The following is a 15,986-nucleotide window of genomic DNA, read 5'->3' as shown; positions in this document are numbered from 1 at the left end:
CCCCCCGTCGGCATCTCCCCGAACCGGGCGGGAAGACGGAGTCAGGCCACATATACCGGGAATGGAGTGTGGGGGTGGGCGACATGGGCTGGGATTCAGGTCATTGCCTAGATTCGGCAGCATGATGGACCTAGCGGGTCGGCGAGCCGTGGTGACCGGGGCGGGCAGCGGGATCGGGCGCGCCTGCGCGCACCGGCTGGCCGCGGCCGGAGCACACGTACTGGTGGTCGACATCGACGCCGAGGCCGCGGCCAAGGTCGCCGCGGAGATCTCGGGAACACCCGTCGTCGCGGACCTGTCGGCACCGGACTTCACCCGGGCGATCCCGTCCGGCACGGACATCCTGGTGAACAACGCGGGATTCCAGCACGTCGCCCCGATCGAGAAGTTCCCCCCCGAGGTGTTCTCCAAAATACTCAAGGTGATGGTGGAGGCGCCCTTCCTGCTGGCCAGGGAGACGCTGCCGGGAATGTACGAGCGCGGCTGGGGCCGGATCGTCAACATCTCCTCGGTCCACGGGCTCCGCGCCTCGCCCTACAAGTCCGCGTACGTCACCGCCAAGCACGCCCTGGAGGGGCTGTCCAAGGTGATCGCCCTGGAGGGCGCCCCGCACGGCGTCACCTCCAACTGTGTCAGCCCCGCCTACGTCCGCACCCCCCTGGTGGAGAACCAGATCGGCGCCCAGGCCGGAACCCACGGCATCGGCAGGGACGAGGTGGTCGAGCAGATCATGCTCGCCCCCGCCGCCATCAAACGGCTCATCGAACCCGCGGAGGTCGCCGAACTCGTCGCCTACCTCTGCGGCCCGCACGCCTCCTCCATAACCGGCGTCTCCCTCCCCCTGGACGGCGGCTGGACCGCCCGCTGACCCCCATGAGACCGTGCCGGAACCGGGCTGAGAAGAAAAGGGTTCCAGGTAAGACCGTCCTCACCTCGACGCGCTAGCGTCGCAAACAACGCACAAGAACGCGACATAAGGGACGGGCCAAATGATCCGCTCCCAAGGGACCAGCCGTGAGGCCGCGCCGGGGACTGGACTGAGGAACGAAGGAGCGAAGCGGATGAGTGACGAGGGAAGGAGCCGGACAAGAGCGGCCTCACCGCGACGCGCAGCGTCGCCGACAACACAGAGCGAAGCGGATGAGTGACGAGGGAAGGAGCCAGACAAGAGCGTCCGAACCGCGACGCGCCAGCGTCGCATTCAATACCGTCTTCCTTGAGCTGCTGGCCAGGGAGGCGTCGGCGGTCGAGTTCGAGGGACCCGTTCTCGCGGCGAGGAGCGCCGGGATCGGCGCGGAGGCACTGGCCGAGCTGGAGGAGGCCAAGCTCACCGCGTTGAAGGTACGGGCGTTGCTGCGGCGCAGGGCGAAGCGTGAGGCGGAGTTGTCCGCGCTCTTCGACACCGCCGGCGACCTCGCGGGACTGCGGGATCTGGACGCCGTCCTGGAGGCCATCGTGCACCGGGCCAGGCAGCTGCTCGGCACCGATGCCGCCTACATGACGCTGCACGACCCCGAGCGGGGCGACACCTGGATGCGGGTGACCGACGGATCGGTCTCGGCGAAGTTCCGGGCGCTGAGGCTGCCCATGGGCGCGGGTCTCGGCGGGCTGGTGGCCCAGACCGCCACCCCGTACTCGACCGCCGACTACTTCGCCGACGCGCGCTTCCGGCACAAGAGCGACATCGACGACGCGGTGCTTGAGGAGGGGCTGGTCGCCATCCTCGGCGTGCCGCTCAAGCTGGGCACGCGGGTGATCGGAGTGCTGTTCGCGGCCAACCGGAGCGTGCGGCCCTTCACCCAGGACGAGGTCGTGTTGCTGGGCTCGCTGGCCGCGCACGCGGCGGTGGCGATCGACAACGCCCGGCTGCTGCAGGAGACCAGGAACGCGCTGGAGGAGCTCAGCGAGGCCAGCCGGCAGGTGAACGCGCACAGCCAGGCGGTGGAACGCGCTGCTCTCGCGCACGACCGGATGACCGGTCTGGTGCTGCGCGGCGGCGGGGTCGAGGACGTGGCGGCGGTGGTGACGGAGGTGCTCGGCGGCTCGCTGACGGTGCTCGACGACGCCGGACGCCCGATCGCCGGGGACGCGAGCGTGCTGGAGGGCACGCTGGACGAGGAGACGCTCGACCGGGCGGAGTCCGAGCAGAGATCCGCACAGAGGTCGGCGCGGAAGCCGGCCAGGAGGTCCGGCGCCGGGCGCAAGGAGGGCGCCGGACAGCCGCCGCGGAAGGCGGCGGATGTGATCGCGGACGCCGCACGGTCGTCGAGGGCACTCGGGCGCACCGTGTGGCGGGGGAACCTGCTGGTCGCGTCGGTGGAGGTGAGCACGGAACCGCTGTGCACGCTGGTGTTGCGCAACGGCGTGCGGATGTCGGACGCCGATCATCGCATCCTGGAGCGGGCCGCGCTGGTCACCGCGCTACTGCTGCTGTTCCGGCGTACGGTGGCCGAGGCGGAGGGCCGGGTCAGGGGCGAGCTGCTCGACGACCTGATCTCGCGGCCCGCCCTCGCCGGCCTGGCCGACCGTGCCCGGCGGGTGGGGGTGAACCTGGACGCCGACCACGTGGTGGTCGTGGTCCGCCACGGCGGCGGGCGGGAGCGGGCCGCGTTCTGGGCGTCCTCCCAGGCGGCCCTGCACCACGGCCTGGCCGCCCAGCGCGGTGACGAGGTGGTCCTGCTGCTGCCGGGGGACCGGCCCGGCCCCCTGGCGAAGCGGGTGGCGGCCGAACTGAGCGCCTCGCTGGGCCACCCGGCCACGGCGGGCGCCGGAGGCCCGGTACGCGGCGCCGCGGAGGTTGCCGCAGGGCACCGGGAGGCCCAGCGCTGCGCCGACGCCCTGGTGGCCCTGGGGCGGGCCGGAGACGGCGCCGACGCCGGAGAGCTCGGCTTCGTCGGACTGCTGGTCGGCGAGGGACGCGACATCGGGGCGTTCCTCACCTCGACGCTCGGCCCGGTGATCGACTACGACGCCCGCAAGGGCACCGCGCTGGTGCGGACGCTCGCCGCGTACTTCGGCGTGGGCGGCTCGCTGTCGCGTACGAGCGAGGCCCTGCACATCCATGTCAACACGGTCACCCAGCGCCTGGATCGGATCGGCCAGCTCCTCGGCGACGACTGGCAGGCCCCCGACCGAGCCCTGGAGATCCAACTCGCCCTCCGCCTGCACCGCCTCAGCGGCTGATCCCGCGGCCGCACCCACCTCGGCGGTCGAAACCGGGCCGGCGGCCACCCGGTCACGCCCTGCCCGATCCCGGCCCCGGCCTCGGCCCGATGGTCGGCCACGGCCGCGCCAGGCCCTGCCCGTACGGCGTCGTGGCCCGTCCCGGGTGTACCGCGCGGCGGCTCCGAACACCCACATAGGACGCTTGTCGGCTATGGCTGTCATCCCCATAGGAGTGACGCCGGTCACTACGTACGGTAGCCGGAATCCCCCCAACAGCGACTCCCCCTGGTGAGTGAGATGGCAGAGAAAACCCGAAGCCCCATCGGAAAGATCGTCGGTGCCAGCCTCATCGGCACCACGATCGAGTGGTACGACTTCTTCCTTTACGGTTCCGCCGCCGCCCTGGTCTTCCCGAAACTCTTCTTCCCCGAGTCGGAGCCGCTGACCGGCACCCTGCTGGCGTTCCTGACCTACGCGGTGGGCTTCGTGGCCCGCCCGCTGGGCGCGCTGGTCTTCGGGCACTACGGCGACCGGGTCGGCCGCAAGAAGCTGCTGGTGTTCAGCCTGCTGCTGATGGGCGGGGCCACCTTCCTGATCGGCTGCCTGCCGACCCACGCCGCGATCGGCATGGTGGCGCCGCTGCTGCTGACCCTGCTCCGGCTCGTCCAGGGCTTCGCCCTCGGGGGCGAGTGGGGAGGCGCGGTGCTCATCGTCTCCGAGCACGGCGACGCGGAGCGCCGCGGCTTCTGGGCCTCCTGGCCGCAGGCGGGCGCCCCCGGCGGCAACCTGCTGGCCACCGCCGTGCTGGCGGCGCTGGCCGCGATCCAGACGGACGAGACCTTCCTGAGCTGGGGATGGCGGGTGCCGTTCCTGCTCTCCGGCGTGCTGGTACTGGTCGGCATGTGGATCCGGCTGTCCATCAGCGAGTCGCCGGTCTTCCAGCAGGCGGTCGCCAACGCCGAGCCCGCCCCGTCCATGCCGATCGTCGAGGTGTTCAGGCACCACTGGCGGGACGTGATCACCGCGATCGGCGCCCGTTTCGCGGAGAACGTCTCCTACTACATCCTCACCGCGTTCGTGCTGGTCTACGCGACGACGTCGGCGGGGCTGACGAAGCCCGTCGTGCTCAACGCGGTGCTGATCGGGTCGGCCGTCCACTTCGTCTCGATCCCGCTGTGGGGGGCGCTCTCCGACCGGCTCGGCCGCCGCCCGGTCTACCTGCTCGGCGCCGCCGGAGTGGGCCTGTGGGCCTTCGCCTTCTTCCCTCTGATCGACACGAAGAACTTCGCCGCGGTCACCCTGGCGGTGACCGTCGGGCTGATCCTGCACGGTGCGATGTACGGCCCGCAGGCGGCGTTCTTCTCCGAGTTGTTCGCCACCAGGATGCGCTACTCGGGCGTGTCGATCGGCTCGCAGCTCGCCTCGATCATCGCGGGCGGCCTGGCCCCGCTGATCGCGGTGGCCCTGCTGAGCGCCTACGAGTCGTCGCTGCCGGTCATGCTGTACGTGGTCGGAGCCGCCGTACTCACCCTGATCACCGTGTACGTCTCACGTGAGACCCGGGGACGTGACCTCGTCACCCTCGGCGCCCGCGACGAGGCCCCGACCACCCGCTGAACATGATGGAGAGGCATCCGATGCGCATCGAGAACCGGCGGGTACCCACCGCCCGCATCACCCAGAACGTGCTGTCCGCCGCCGATGGAACGGCGAGTGGCGAGACGGTGCTGCTCGTGCACGGGAACGTGTCGAGCTCCGCCTTCTGGCGGGACACGCTGCTCGCCCTGGCGGAGGCGGGCCACCGGCCGCTCGCCGTCGACCTGCGGGGCTTCGGCGACACCGAGCCGGCCCCGGTCGACGCCACCCGCGGCCTGCGGGACTACTCGGACGACGTGCTCGCCCTCATCGACGCCCTCGGGCTGGACGACGTGCACCTGGTCGGCTGGAGCATGGGCGGCGGGGTGGTGCTGCAGGCGCTGCGGGACCGGCCGGCCGGCGTGCGGAGCGTGACGCTGGTCAACCCGGTCTCCCCGTACGGCTTCGGCGGCACGCACGGCCTCGACGGGGCGCTGAACCACCCCGACGGCACGGGCGCCGGCGGCGGGTCGGCGAACCCGGACTTCGTGAAGCTGCTCGCGGCGGGGGACACCTCCGACGACTCCCCGGCATCACCGAGGAACGTGATGCGGACCACGTACGTGAAGCCCGGCACCGTGATCAAGGACGAAGACGCCCTGGTCGCGTCGATGCTCTCCACGAGGGTCGGCGACGACCACTACCCGGGCGACGTGGTGGCGTCGGAGGAGTGGCCGGGGGTGCGTCCCGGCACGCGGGGCGTGCTCAACTCCTTCTCGCCGCCGAACTTCCGGCTCGACGACCTGCACACGATCGACCCGAAGCCGCCGATCCTGTGGATCAGGGGCGAGGCCGACGTGATCGTCTCCGACACCTCGCTGTTCGACCTGGCCCATCTGGGCGCCCTGGGGGTCGTCCCCGGCTCCCCCGGCACCCCGGCGCAGCCGATGGTCGCCCAGACCCGCGCCGTCCTGGAACGGTACGGCCCGTACACCGAGATCGTCCTGGACACCGGTCACAGCCCCCACATCGAGCGCCCCGAAGAGTTCCGCACCGCCCTCATGAACCATCTGAAGCGGAGCTGACAGTGTCCATGGCAGCACCATCACGTCGCGGTTGGGCTGGAGCACTCGCCGTCGCCCTGTTCGCGGCCCTGCTGGCGGGCGGTCCCGCGGCGAGTGCGGGGTCCTCTCCCGCGCACTGCGCCCGGTTGGACCGGGTGCTGGTGCCGGGGGCCGAGCACCAGGTGAAGGCGTGCCTGGACGACCTCACGACGGCCGGCACGATCGCCTCCGGGCACACCGACCCGGCCGACTGGGCGGGTCTACACCCGGCGGGGGCGGTCAACCCCACCGGCGTGCCCGGCATCCAGGTCGACGGCTACTTCCCCGACACCTCGACCTCCAACACGACGCACGGCTGGAACCACGACTCGCAGTTCGTGCTCCGGCTGCCCGACGACTGGAACGGCGGGCTGGTGGTCGCGGGCACCCCCGGCAACAGGGAGCAGTACGCGAACGACTTCACCATCTCCGACTGGGCACTGGCCAGGGGCTACGCCTACGCCGTGACGGACAAGGGCAACGTCGGCGTCACCTTCCACCAGGACGGCCGCAGGCCCGGCGACGCGGTCGCGGAGTGGAACGACCGGGTCACGCAGGTCGCGGTCGCGGCCAAGGCCGTCGTCGCGCAGCGCTACGGCAGGCTTCCGAAGCGGACCTACGCGGCGGGCATCTCCAACGGCGGATACCTGGTCCGCTGGCAGCTGGAGAACCGGGCCTGGCTCTACGACGGCGGGATCGACTGGGAGGGCACGCTCTGGCGGGTCAAGGGCGACAACCTGCTCAACTACCTGCCTCCGGCGCTGCGGGCCTACCCGGCGGGCGACACCCAGGCGATGTACGACGCCGGGTTCGCACGCGGGTCGGAGTTCCTGTGGCCCTTCCACTACCAGTACTACTGGGACCTGACCCAGCGCGTCTACCGTGAGGAGCTCGACCCCGCCTTCGACGGCGACACCGAGGCGGGCACCCCGTTCTGCGCCTCGGGCACCCCCGCCTGCGACGCCGACTACGACTACGACGCGCGCAAGCCGTACGCGGCGGTGCGGAAGATCGGGCTCACCGGCCGGATCGGCAAGCCGCTGATCACGATCCACGGCACGCTGGACACGCTGCTGCCGATCTCCCGCTCCGGTGACGTCTACGCGGAGATGGTCGGCGGGCACCGGCCGTTCCGGTACTACCGGATCACCGACGGAACCCATGTGGACAGCCTCTACGCCGCCTACCCCGACAGGCTTCGCCCGCTGCTGCCGTGCTTCCGCAGCGCGTTCGAGGCCATGGAGGGCTGGGTGGAGCGCGGGCAGAACCCGCCGCCGAGCGCGACCCTGCCGAGGCCCTCCGGCGGTGACCTGCCCAACGAGTGCCGGCTCGGCGCCTGACGTGGCCGTGCGGTACGGGTCACCGTCTCAGCTGAGCATGTAGCGGCGCTGCACCGTCTTGGTGACCCGGACCGCGTTCCTGACCCCCGGTATCCGCAGCGCGAGGCGTTTCAGCAGCGGGTACCAGGGCTCGGGGGGCCGGGCCGCGGCGGACTTGAGGATCTCCACCCGCCCGCCGCGGTTCATCTCCATCTTGAAGCGGAGCCCGGTCTCCTTGCCGTCCACCCGTAGGAAGGGCGCCCAGGCGCCCGGCGCGAGGAACCCCTCCCGGTACGCCAGCCGGGTCGGAATCTTGGCGATCAGCCTCCCGGCGAGCTGCCCGGGGACACCCGGCTCGACCAGGGCGGGCGCGGCGACCTCGCGTTCCCTGCCGGTGGTCTGGCGGAGCACCAGTTCCACGGGCGGCCCCCCGCTCGGCGGCACGTACGGCACGGGCACGACCACGAAGACGTACTTGCGCTGCCTGATGACCGTCGTACCCGGCGAGACCAGGACGATCGACTCGGAGAACGAGCGGGGCTCCACGCAGATCCCCAGCTCCCCCCGGTCCGACCACCAGGGGACGACCAGCCGCTTGGAGTAGTCGGCGACCACCCCGGTGCAGTTCAACGGGGACCCGGTCACCCGGGTACGGGCCTGCTGAGCCCCCCCGTACATGCGTACGTGGATCTCCCAGAGCCCCGGCGGCAGCGGGCCGTCCACGGCCGCCGAGTCGACGTCCAGCCGGGCCGTGCCGGTGACCTGGAGCCTGACCCCGTTGCGGTGCCGGCAGCGGATCATCGAGCACTCCACCGGCAGGAAGTAGACGACCCCGGTCTCCTCGTGTCTGATGTACACCTCGAACCGCGCCCTGGCCGCGGCCTGGCTGACGTCGGCCATCTCGGGGGGGAGGCGGAGCCCGTCCAGGGGCACCGGAGGCTCCCAGAGCAGGCCGTCCTCCCCGTAGGGGATGAAGCGCATCGGGGTGCCGTCGGACTGCATGATCTCCACGGTCAGCCCCATGGTGAGCACGCCGTCGTCCCAGACGACGTCCGTCAGGTCGGCCTGGAGGTGGATGCCCTGGCTGGCTCCGGCCAGCATGACGAGCTGGTCGAGCCTGCCCGCCCGCAGCAGCGCGGCGCGAGCCCGCAACTGCACCGGCAGCAGCAGGTCGAGGCGCGGGGGGAAGCGCTGGACCACCAGCTCGCGCAGGGTCGTGAAGGTGGCCGCCCGGCCCAGGGAGGAGGTGGCGAACGCACCCCCGCCGAGCCGCCGCAGCACCGCGGTACGGAACCACTGGGCGTACATCCGGTCGCGTCTGCGGCCCTCGGGGACCTCGTCGTCGATGATGTCGAGCAGCTCGCGCAGCTCGGCGGCCCAGACGTACGGGTCCTCCTGCGGCTCGGGCCGCTCGGCGACGTGACAGCAGACCTGGTCGGCCATGACCACGACGACCTTGGCCCGCAGGTAGGCGCGGACGACGAAGGCCTGTTCGGCCAGGCGCCCGCCGGGGTCGGAGAAGTTCAGCGCCTCGTCGTCGAGAAAGGCCCTGCGGAACAGCTTGTGCGGGGTGAGCAGCGTGAGCAGCCGGTCCTTGACCACGTCGGCGCGCTCACGGTTGACGTCGAAGACCGGGGAGGGCGGCTTCCGGTCGTCGACCAGCCGCCCGATGAGGATGTCGGCCTCGGTCTCCACGGCACGCCGGTACATCAGCTCCAGGGCCGTCCGTTCCAGGCGGTCGGTCTGGCCGAGCATGTAGACGTACTCGCCCCTGGCCACCATGAGGGCGACATTGCGGCCGCGCATCGGCGAGCCGGTCCGCTCAAGGTGGAGCACCTTGACGTTCGACCGCACCGCGGCCACGGCGTCGAGGCGCTGCTGGATCCCGTCGTCGGAGCCGTCGTCGGCGAAGATCACCTCGTAGTCGTCGGAGGCCATCGACTGTTCCAGCACCGACCGGATACAGGCGTCGGCGCCATCACCGGGGTTGTGCACCGGCACTACCACGCTGACCTTCACATCCATGCGGCCAAGGGTGCGATGCCCGGGGCCGGGAGACGGTCAGACTTGCCGAGTCCTGGTCTCTCAGTACCAGCCTTTGGCCTGGGAATGGGCCCAGGCCCCGCAGGGCGTGCCGTAGCGGCCCTTGATGTAGGTGAGCCCCCACTCGATCTGGGTGGCCGGGTTGGTCTGCCAGTCGCTTCCCGAGCTGGCCATCTTGTGGCCGGGGAGGGACTGGGGGATGCCGTAGGCGCCGCTGGAGGTGTTCATGGCGCGCTCGTTCCAGCCGCTCTCCTTCATCCAGAGCTTCTCCAGGCAACCCCACTGGTCGGCCCAGCCCCGGGACTCCAGCATCTGCTTGCCCAGTGCCCTGTTGCCGGTCGGGTTGGCGGTGCCCGGGGGGAGCCGCTGCGGGTTGAACCCGCCACCGCCCGGCGCCTCGTCAACGATCTTGACCGGGCTGAGCACCTTGCGGTTCTCCCGCTCGGCGGCGATCTTGTCGGCCTTGAGCGCCTGGGCCGCCTGGGCCTTCAGCATGTCGGACTCCAGGTCGGAGCCGAACGGGTCGGAGCCGAGCACCTGCGCCATCTCTTCCAGGGTGAGCGGCTGCGTGGGCGGCGCCGAGGCGTTCTGCACCGCGGTGTAGGCGGTGAAGGCTCCGCCACCCACCAGGATCACGACCGCGGTGCCCAGGATCAGGACGCGCTTGGGGGTCAGACGGCCCGGCGTCTTCGTCTTGGCCGTTCTGCGATTGGAACGACGGGCACGGGGCGCCGCCGAGCGGTCCTTCAGTTGCTGTGATCCTGGACTCACGACCTATGAGCTTGCCGTGCGGAGGGGGGTGGTCCGCAACCGGAACGTAAGAGTTGGTCGGCACCGTACGAGATCCACCGGGCCTCTCCTGAGCTAATCACCAGGCCAGAGCGCTTTCCCGGCAAGGAAAAGATGGGAGTGATTTTGCTCACATTTTACCCTACGGTGCCCCTTCGCCTCTCTATGTGATCACAGGAGCGCCCGAATCACGGCTTGACTGCCTTGTTCAGGTACTGTTTGCCCTATGTCGGGGTTCATGACCTGGCAGATCCATCCAAGCCTTGAGAGAATGATTACCCGGTGGCAGGCATCCTCCTCGTCGAAGACGACCCCTCGGTCAGGACCGGGCTGGAGCTGGCGCTCACCCGGCAGGGCCATTCCGTCACCGCATGCGCCAGCGGTGAGGAGGCGCTTGAGCACATCAGGTCCCGCCGCCCCGAGATCGCCATCCTGGACGTCATGCTGCCCGGCATCGACGGCGTCGAGGTGTGCCGCCGCATCCGCAGGCTGGACCAGCTGCCGGTGATCCTGCTCACCGCCAGGGGCGACGACCTCGACGTGGTCGTGGGACTGGAGGCCGGGGCCGACGACTACGTGGTCAAGCCGGTCGAGCCTCGGGTACTGGACGCCCGCATCCGCGCCGTCCTGCGCCGGATGGAGTCGGTCGCCTCCGACCGCATCACCTTCGGCGACCTGGTCATCGACAGGGGCGCGCTCAAGGTGTCGCTGAGCGGCCGCGAGGTCCACCTCACCCCCACCGAACTGCGGCTCCTGCTCGAACTCGTCCGCCATCCCGGCCAGGTGCTCAACCGCAGGTACCTGCTGCGGGCCGTCTGGGACCACACGCACGTCGCGGACTCCCGGCTGGTCGACGCCTGCGTCCAGCGGGTTCGCGCCAAGATAGAGGCGGTTCCCGCCGAGCCCGAGTTCATCCACACGGTACGGGGATTCGGCTACCGGTTCAGCCCACCGTGAAACGCACCCACACCGGCCTGCGTGGCCGTCTGGTGATCACCTTCACCCTGATCGCCGTCACCGCCTCCTCGCTGGTCGCCGGGATCGGCTACGAGTTCGTCAAGATCCGCATGATCGGACGCGCCGAGCAGGTCGCCGTGAGCGACGTGCGCGACATCCTGGAGGGCATCAGAGTGCCCATCGGCGCGCTCTGGCCCGGGGACAGCCCGCCGACCGACGACGAGATCAGCGCGCTGCAGAAGAGCCTGCGCCCGCAGGGCGGCAGGGTGGTGGTCCGCTACGAGGACTACCTCTACCCCGACGGCGAATTCGGCATCAGGGACGTCCCCGGCGACCTCGCCGCCAGGGCCACCCAGCGGATGGTCGCCAAGCGGCAGATCATCAACGGCGACATGTGGCTGCTCATCGGCACCCCCGTGTGGCGGATCGAGCCCATCCACACCGCCCAGCCCACCGGGATGACCGTCTACGTGTTCGCCCCCCTCATCGAGGAGGAGCGTCTTCTCAGCGGCCTGCGGCAGCCGCTGGCCGTCGCCAGCGTCGCCATGCTGATCATCGCGCTGGCCCTGGGACTGCTGTCGGCCCGGCAGCTCCTGCTGCCGGTAAGGCGGCTCGGCTCCGCGGCCCGCGCGCTCGGCGCCGGTCACCTGGACACCCGCCTGCCCGTACACGGTAAGGACGAGCTCGCCGAACTCACCGCCACGTTCAACGACACCGCCGCCGCCCTGGAGCGGAGCGTCTCCGAGCTCCGCTCGCTGGAGGCGATGTCCCGCCGCTTCGTCGCCGACGTCTCCCACGAGCTCAGGACCCCGCTGACCGCGATGACCGCGGTCACCGACATGCTCTCCGAGGAGGCCGAGCGGCTGCCCCCCGAACCCGCGGCCGCCGTGCAGCTGGTGCTGCGGGAGATCGCGCGGCTGCGGACCCTGGTGGAGCAGCTCATCGAGGCGAGCCGGTTCGACTCGGGCACCGCGACGCTGAACGTGGACACGGTGAACATCGTCGACGTGATCTGGGACTGCCTGGAGATGCGCGGCTGGTCGGACCAGGTGCGGGTGAACGTGCCCCAGGGACTGGTCTTCTCCGTCGACCCCAGGCGATTCGACGTCATCGTGGCCAACCTGGTGGGCAACGCCCTACGCCACGGGGAGCCCCCCGTGATGGTGACCGCCCGCAGCACCCCGAACGGCCTGGAGGTGAAGGTGCGCGACCACGGCAAGGGCATCCCGGCCAAGGATCTGCCGTTTGTGTTCAACCGCTTCTACAAGGCGGGCGCCCGGGGCGACGGCAGCGGACTCGGCCTGTCCATCGCGCGGGCCAACGCCCAGTTGCACGGCGGCACGATCTCGGTCCGCGCGCAGCGGCCGGGAACCCTCTTCACCGTCTGGCTGCCCCCGGCATGAGACGCCTCACCTGTCTGCTCGTCGCCCTCGCGGTCCTGTGTGGATGCGGCATCTCTCCCACCGAGGTCCAGGACTACGGCCGCCCGCCGGTGATCAGCTACAGCCCGACCTGGGTGACCGTCTATCTGCTCCGTGACGGACGGCTTGAACCGGCCAGGATCCCGGTGGTCTCCGACTCGGCCAAGAACATCATCGACACCCTCTTCCGGGCGGGCAAGCAGCCGCCGAAACGGGGGCTGACCAGCGCGCTCAACAACTTCAGCCACTACGACACCAAGACCACCCGATACTCCGACAACACCGATCAGCGCAACGATCCGGACGACAGCCTGGGCTACCGGTTGAATGTGATCATCACGGGCGAGGGCAAGATCTCCAAGGAGGGCCTCGCCCAGATCACCTGCACCATCCGGCAGAACAAGCAGGAGAGCATCTGGAGCGTCGAGATCACCCGGCTCTTCCCCGGAGTCCCGGAGTCGATGGGCGAGCACACCTGCTTCGAGTTCCGCAAACTCGCGGCCCCCGGCGTACGACTGCCGCCGTGAGCGCTCCCTGACGCCCGGTGCCGTGGTCCACGGCCGGCGTCCGCCGACCCGCGAACGACGCGCGAAGCGCGGTCGCGGATGCCTTGAGGCATCCGCGACCGCGCTTCGCGCGATCATGCCTGGAGGTCCAGGACACCCGTCACATCGTGATGTCCTCCAGCATCTCGGTGACCAGCGCCGCGATCGGCGAGCGCTCCGAGCGGGTCAGCGTGACGTGCGCGAACAGCGGGTGCCCCTTGAGCTTCTCCACCACCGCCACGACGCCGTCGTGCCGGCCCACCCGCAGGTTGTCGCGCTGGGCGATGTCATGGGTGAGGACGACCCGGGAGTTGGCGCCGATCCGGCTCAGCACGGTGAGCAGCACCCCGCGCTCCAGCGACTGCGCCTCGTCCACGATGACGAAGGCGTCGTGCAGGGAACGGCCGCGGATGTGGGTGAGCGGGAGCACCTCCAGCATGCCCCGGTCCATCACCTCCTCGATCACCTCGGGCGTGGTGACCGCGCCCAGGGTGTCGTAGACGGCCTGTGCCCACGGGCTCATCTTCTCGTTCTCGGAACCCGGCAGGTAGCCCAGCTCCTGGCCGCCCACGGCGTACAGCGGGCGGAAGACGATGACCTTGCGGTGCTGGCGGCGCTCCAGTACCGCCTCCAGGCCCGCGCAGAGGGCGAGCGCGGACTTTCCGGTGCCCGCCCGGCCGCCCATCGAGACGATGCCGACCTCGGGGTCCATCAGCAGGTCGAGCGCGATCCGCTGTTCGGCGGAGCGGCCGTGCAGGCCGAACACCTCGCGGTCGCCGCGCACCAGCCGCACCGACTTGTCGGGCAGCACCCTGCCCAGTGCCGACCCTCTGCTCGACAGCAGCCGCAGACCGGTGTGGGTGGGCAGGTCGCGAGCCTCCTCCAGGTCGGCGGTGCCGTGCTCGAAGAGCACCTCCACGTCTTCGGAGGTCACCTGGAGTTCCGCCATGCCTGTCCAGCCGGACTCGACCACGAGTTCGGCGCGGTACTCGTCCGCGGCGAGACCGATGGAGGCGGCCTTCACCCGCATCGGCAGGTCCTTGGAGACCAGTACCACGTCGTGTCCCTCGGCGGCGAGGGTGCGGGCCACGGTCAGGATGCGGGTGTCGTTGTCGCCGAGCCGGAACCCGACGGGCAGGATGGACGGGTCACTGTGGTTGAGCTCGACCCGGATGGTGCCCTCGCCGATCGGCATGGGCTCGTCCAGCCGTCCGTGCGTCACCCTCAGGTCGTCGAGGTACCTCAGCGCCTTGCGCGCGAAGTATCCGAGCTCTGGATGATGGCGTTTGCCCTCCAACTCGGTGATGACGACGATCGGGATGACCACCTCATGCTCGGCGAAACGGCTCATCGCCGTTGGATCCGCCAGGAGCACCGAGGTGTCCAGGACGTACGTGCGCCGCTTGACTGCCGGCGACGTGGGTGAGGACGAAGGGTTTGCCACGCGTTCTCCCCCGGGCGCCAAGGACGGCGCCCTGCCATGAGCTGGGATGCGGACCGGCCTCGGACCCGCTCACGAGAATGCCGAGCAGGGACCGGTGACCGGCCCTCCTCAGCGAATCGTGACGCAAAGGCGGGCCCTCTCCGGCGTAGGTGAGTCGTGCTCTCCTACTTCTTACGGTACGTCCTGAATGCCCTACTTCCAACTGCTTAAGACTGACCGAAAGGGGTCGTTCATGTGCTGTTTCAGGAACCGTACCTACGGTGCCGCGCGGCGTACGAGCGGAGGGCCCGCAAGAAGTCGACCCTGCGGAAGTCAGGCCAGTAGGCCTCGCAGAAGTAGAACTCGGAGTGGGCGCTCTGCCAGAGCAGGAAGCCGGAGAGCCGCTGCTCTCCCGAAGTACGGATGACCAGATCCGGGTCGGGCTGGCCGCGCGTGTAGAGATGCTTCGCGATGTGCTCCACATCGAGGACCTCGACAAGGTCCTCGATGCTCGCGCCCTTGCTCGCGTGCTCCTGGAGAAGGGAGCGCACCGCATCAGCGATCTCACGCCTTCCTCCATACCCAACGGCAACGTTCACAATCAAACCGGGACGATGTGATGTCGCTTCTTTTGCATCTTTAAGCACACGGGCCGTGTGATCCGGCAAAAGATCTAGCGCACCCATGGGCTTGATGTGCCAGCCGTCTGCCACGAGTTCCTGGACCACATCCTCGATGATCTTCATCAGGGGGTCCAGCTCGTCCTTGGAACGGTTGATGTTCTCGCTGGAGAGCAGCCACACGGTGACGACCTCGACACCGGCCTCGCGGCACCAGCCGAGCAGCTCCGAGATCTTGTCCGCGCCCTTGCGATGTCCGCGGCTCACGTCGTCGATGCCCATCGAGCGTGCCCAGCGGCGGTTACCGTCAACGATCACGCCGACGTGCCGGGGAAACATCTCCCGCTGACGGGACAGCTTCGCTTCGAGCCGGCGCTCGTAGAGTCGATAGACGAGATCGCGCACGCCCATTGGAGCCCCTCCCTCAGCACCCGCCATGAATGGGCGCTGACAGGCAATTATCGCCGTCCCGCGGACCCCTCCGCCCCCTCTACAGGGATCTGGCCGACTTGCCTGGTTTGTATGGTCCTAGGCATCCTTCGGCTTCCGTGATGATGTCTTCCACGAAAACCCCCAGCTCAGCAGAAGTGAGCACGGCGCGCATACCCACTCCGCCGCCACCCCATGCCTCCAGGAACGCTCTCCTGGTGAGCCGCCATGCCCCGGCCGGGCCGCGCCGTCCGGGAACCCAGATCGGAATGGTGCGCAGTTGGCAGCGGAGTTCACCCCCGCCGACGACCCCGTTCCTGGCCCGGTAACGAAAGGCGAACAGTTCCGCGTCACCGGGGAAGCGGTCGTCGGGATCGGGCCACCGCGCCTCGTGGCCGGCGCGGGCCTCGGCGACCCCGCGCGCCAGCCGGCTGAGAATCCAGCCGCAGCGCTCCCCCACCGTCCCGTACAACGCGCCGTCGCGATGGAGTTCGAGCGTTATCTCGTACGGCGTACCGACACTGTCCCGGCACGCCACCGGCGTAACGGTCAGATAAGAACCATCAAGACAACGCACTCCCCCCACCTCAGAGAGGG

13 protein-coding genes are annotated in these 15,986 nt (G+C 69.8%); 8 read left to right on the top strand and 5 right to left on the bottom strand.

The window, feature by feature from the left end; all coding sequences use genetic code 11:
• Positions 1-124: 124 nt before the first annotated feature.
• The 5 genes from AB0K21_RS17420 (at position 125) to AB0K21_RS17400 (ending at position 7,183) form a co-directional block, all read left to right on the top strand.
• Positions 125-868 (top strand): 3-hydroxybutyrate dehydrogenase, encoded by a 744-nt coding sequence (locus AB0K21_RS17420; RefSeq protein WP_343977893.1) that lies wholly within the window; start codon positions 125-127, stop codon positions 866-868.
• A gap of 272 nt (positions 869-1,140) precedes the next feature.
• A complete protein-coding gene (locus tag AB0K21_RS17415) occupies positions 1,141-3,183 on the top strand; it encodes a helix-turn-helix domain-containing protein (RefSeq protein WP_364150976.1) in 2,043 nt (680 codons plus the stop codon).
• Positions 3,184-3,462: 279 nt separating this feature from the next.
• Positions 3,463-4,782: an MFS transporter gene (locus tag AB0K21_RS17410; RefSeq protein WP_343977679.1), complete on the top strand. Its 1,320-nt coding sequence runs from the start codon at positions 3,463-3,465 to the stop codon at positions 4,780-4,782.
• 20 nt (positions 4,783-4,802) lie between these two features.
• Positions 4,803-5,825 carry an alpha/beta hydrolase gene (locus tag AB0K21_RS17405; RefSeq protein ID WP_343977682.1) on the top strand — a complete coding sequence of 341 codons (1,023 nt, stop codon included), beginning with the start codon at positions 4,803-4,805 and terminating at the stop codon, positions 5,823-5,825.
• A gap of 8 nt (positions 5,826-5,833) precedes the next feature.
• The gene (locus AB0K21_RS17400; RefSeq protein WP_364150971.1) at positions 5,834-7,183 is read left to right on the top strand and encodes a tannase/feruloyl esterase family alpha/beta hydrolase; all 1,350 of its coding nucleotides are present in this window, start codon (positions 5,834-5,836) and stop codon (positions 7,181-7,183) included.
• A gap of 27 nt (positions 7,184-7,210) precedes the next feature.
• Here AB0K21_RS17400 and AB0K21_RS17395 read toward each other — a convergent pair whose 3' ends face one another.
• Together AB0K21_RS17395 and AB0K21_RS17390 are read right to left on the bottom strand one after the other, a co-directional pair.
• Complete coding sequence (locus AB0K21_RS17395; RefSeq protein WP_343977688.1) at positions 7,211-9,187, bottom strand: glycosyltransferase family 2 protein; 1,977 nt, start codon at positions 9,185-9,187, stop codon at positions 7,211-7,213.
• Positions 9,188-9,247: 60 nt separating this feature from the next.
• Positions 9,248-9,976 carry a transglycosylase SLT domain-containing protein gene (locus AB0K21_RS17390; RefSeq protein WP_343977691.1) on the bottom strand — a complete coding sequence of 243 codons (729 nt, stop codon included), beginning with the start codon at positions 9,974-9,976 and terminating at the stop codon, positions 9,248-9,250.
• Between the two features lie 300 nt (positions 9,977-10,276).
• On the opposite strand from AB0K21_RS17390, the gene AB0K21_RS17385 reads away from it, so the two are divergent.
• From AB0K21_RS17385 to AB0K21_RS17375, 3 genes are read left to right on the top strand one after another with little or no spacing between them, the layout of a single operon-like run.
• Positions 10,277-10,951, top strand: coding sequence for a response regulator transcription factor (locus tag AB0K21_RS17385; protein WP_343977694.1), 675 nt, complete (start codon positions 10,277-10,279; stop codon positions 10,949-10,951).
• Complete coding sequence (locus AB0K21_RS17380) at positions 10,948-12,354, top strand: HAMP domain-containing sensor histidine kinase (RefSeq protein WP_343977697.1); 1,407 nt, start codon at positions 10,948-10,950, stop codon at positions 12,352-12,354. The genes AB0K21_RS17385 and AB0K21_RS17380 overlap by 4 nt, the downstream gene beginning before the upstream one ends.
• Positions 12,351-12,899 carry a hypothetical protein gene (locus AB0K21_RS17375; RefSeq protein ID WP_343977700.1) on the top strand — a complete coding sequence of 183 codons (549 nt, stop codon included), beginning with the start codon at positions 12,351-12,353 and terminating at the stop codon, positions 12,897-12,899. The genes AB0K21_RS17380 and AB0K21_RS17375 overlap by 4 nt, the downstream gene beginning before the upstream one ends.
• Before the next feature lie 139 nt (positions 12,900-13,038).
• On the opposite strand, the gene AB0K21_RS17370 is transcribed toward AB0K21_RS17375, so the two are convergent.
• The 3 genes from AB0K21_RS17370 to AB0K21_RS17360 form a co-directional block, all read right to left on the bottom strand.
• Complete coding sequence (locus AB0K21_RS17370) at positions 13,039-14,361, bottom strand: PhoH family protein (RefSeq protein ID WP_343977703.1); 1,323 nt, start codon at positions 14,359-14,361, stop codon at positions 13,039-13,041.
• A 242-nt stretch (positions 14,362-14,603) separates the two neighbouring features.
• The gene (locus AB0K21_RS17365) at positions 14,604-15,371 is read right to left on the bottom strand and encodes an isoprenyl transferase (RefSeq protein ID WP_343977706.1); all 768 of its coding nucleotides are present in this window, start codon (positions 15,369-15,371) and stop codon (positions 14,604-14,606) included.
• Positions 15,372-15,450: 79 nt separating this feature from the next.
• Positions 15,451-15,927: a hypothetical protein gene (locus tag AB0K21_RS17360; protein ID WP_343977709.1), complete on the bottom strand. Its 477-nt coding sequence runs from the start codon at positions 15,925-15,927 to the stop codon at positions 15,451-15,453.
• Between the last annotated feature and the right edge of the window lie 59 nt (positions 15,928-15,986).

This window comes from Streptosporangium sp. NPDC049248, from assembly GCF_040678965.1.
Taxonomy (GTDB): Bacteria; Actinomycetota; Actinomycetes; order Streptosporangiales; family Streptosporangiaceae; genus Streptosporangium; species Streptosporangium fukuiense.
This window is presented reverse-complemented; position numbering and strand designations above follow the sequence as displayed.

Excerpts from the sequence above, each read along its gene's own strand:
- AB0K21_RS17420 (WP_343977893.1), top strand. The coding sequence starts at position 125 with ATGGACCTAGCGGGTCGGCGAGCCGTGGTGACCGGGGCGGGCAGCGGG.
- AB0K21_RS17415 (WP_364150976.1), top strand. The coding sequence starts at position 1,141 with ATGAGTGACGAGGGAAGGAGCCAGACAAGAGCGTCCGAACCGCGACGC.
- AB0K21_RS17410 (WP_343977679.1), top strand. The coding sequence starts at position 3,463 with ATGGCAGAGAAAACCCGAAGCCCCATCGGAAAGATCGTCGGTGCCAGC.
- AB0K21_RS17405 (WP_343977682.1), top strand. The coding sequence starts at position 4,803 with ATGCGCATCGAGAACCGGCGGGTACCCACCGCCCGCATCACCCAGAAC.
- AB0K21_RS17400 (WP_364150971.1), top strand. The coding sequence starts at position 5,834 with ATGGCAGCACCATCACGTCGCGGTTGGGCTGGAGCACTCGCCGTCGCC.
- AB0K21_RS17395 (WP_343977688.1), bottom strand. The coding sequence starts at position 9,187 with ATGGATGTGAAGGTCAGCGTGGTAGTGCCGGTGCACAACCCCGGTGAT.
- AB0K21_RS17375 (WP_343977700.1), top strand. The coding sequence starts at position 12,351 with ATGAGACGCCTCACCTGTCTGCTCGTCGCCCTCGCGGTCCTGTGTGGA.
- AB0K21_RS17365 (WP_343977706.1), bottom strand. The coding sequence starts at position 15,371 with ATGGGCGTGCGCGATCTCGTCTATCGACTCTACGAGCGCCGGCTCGAA.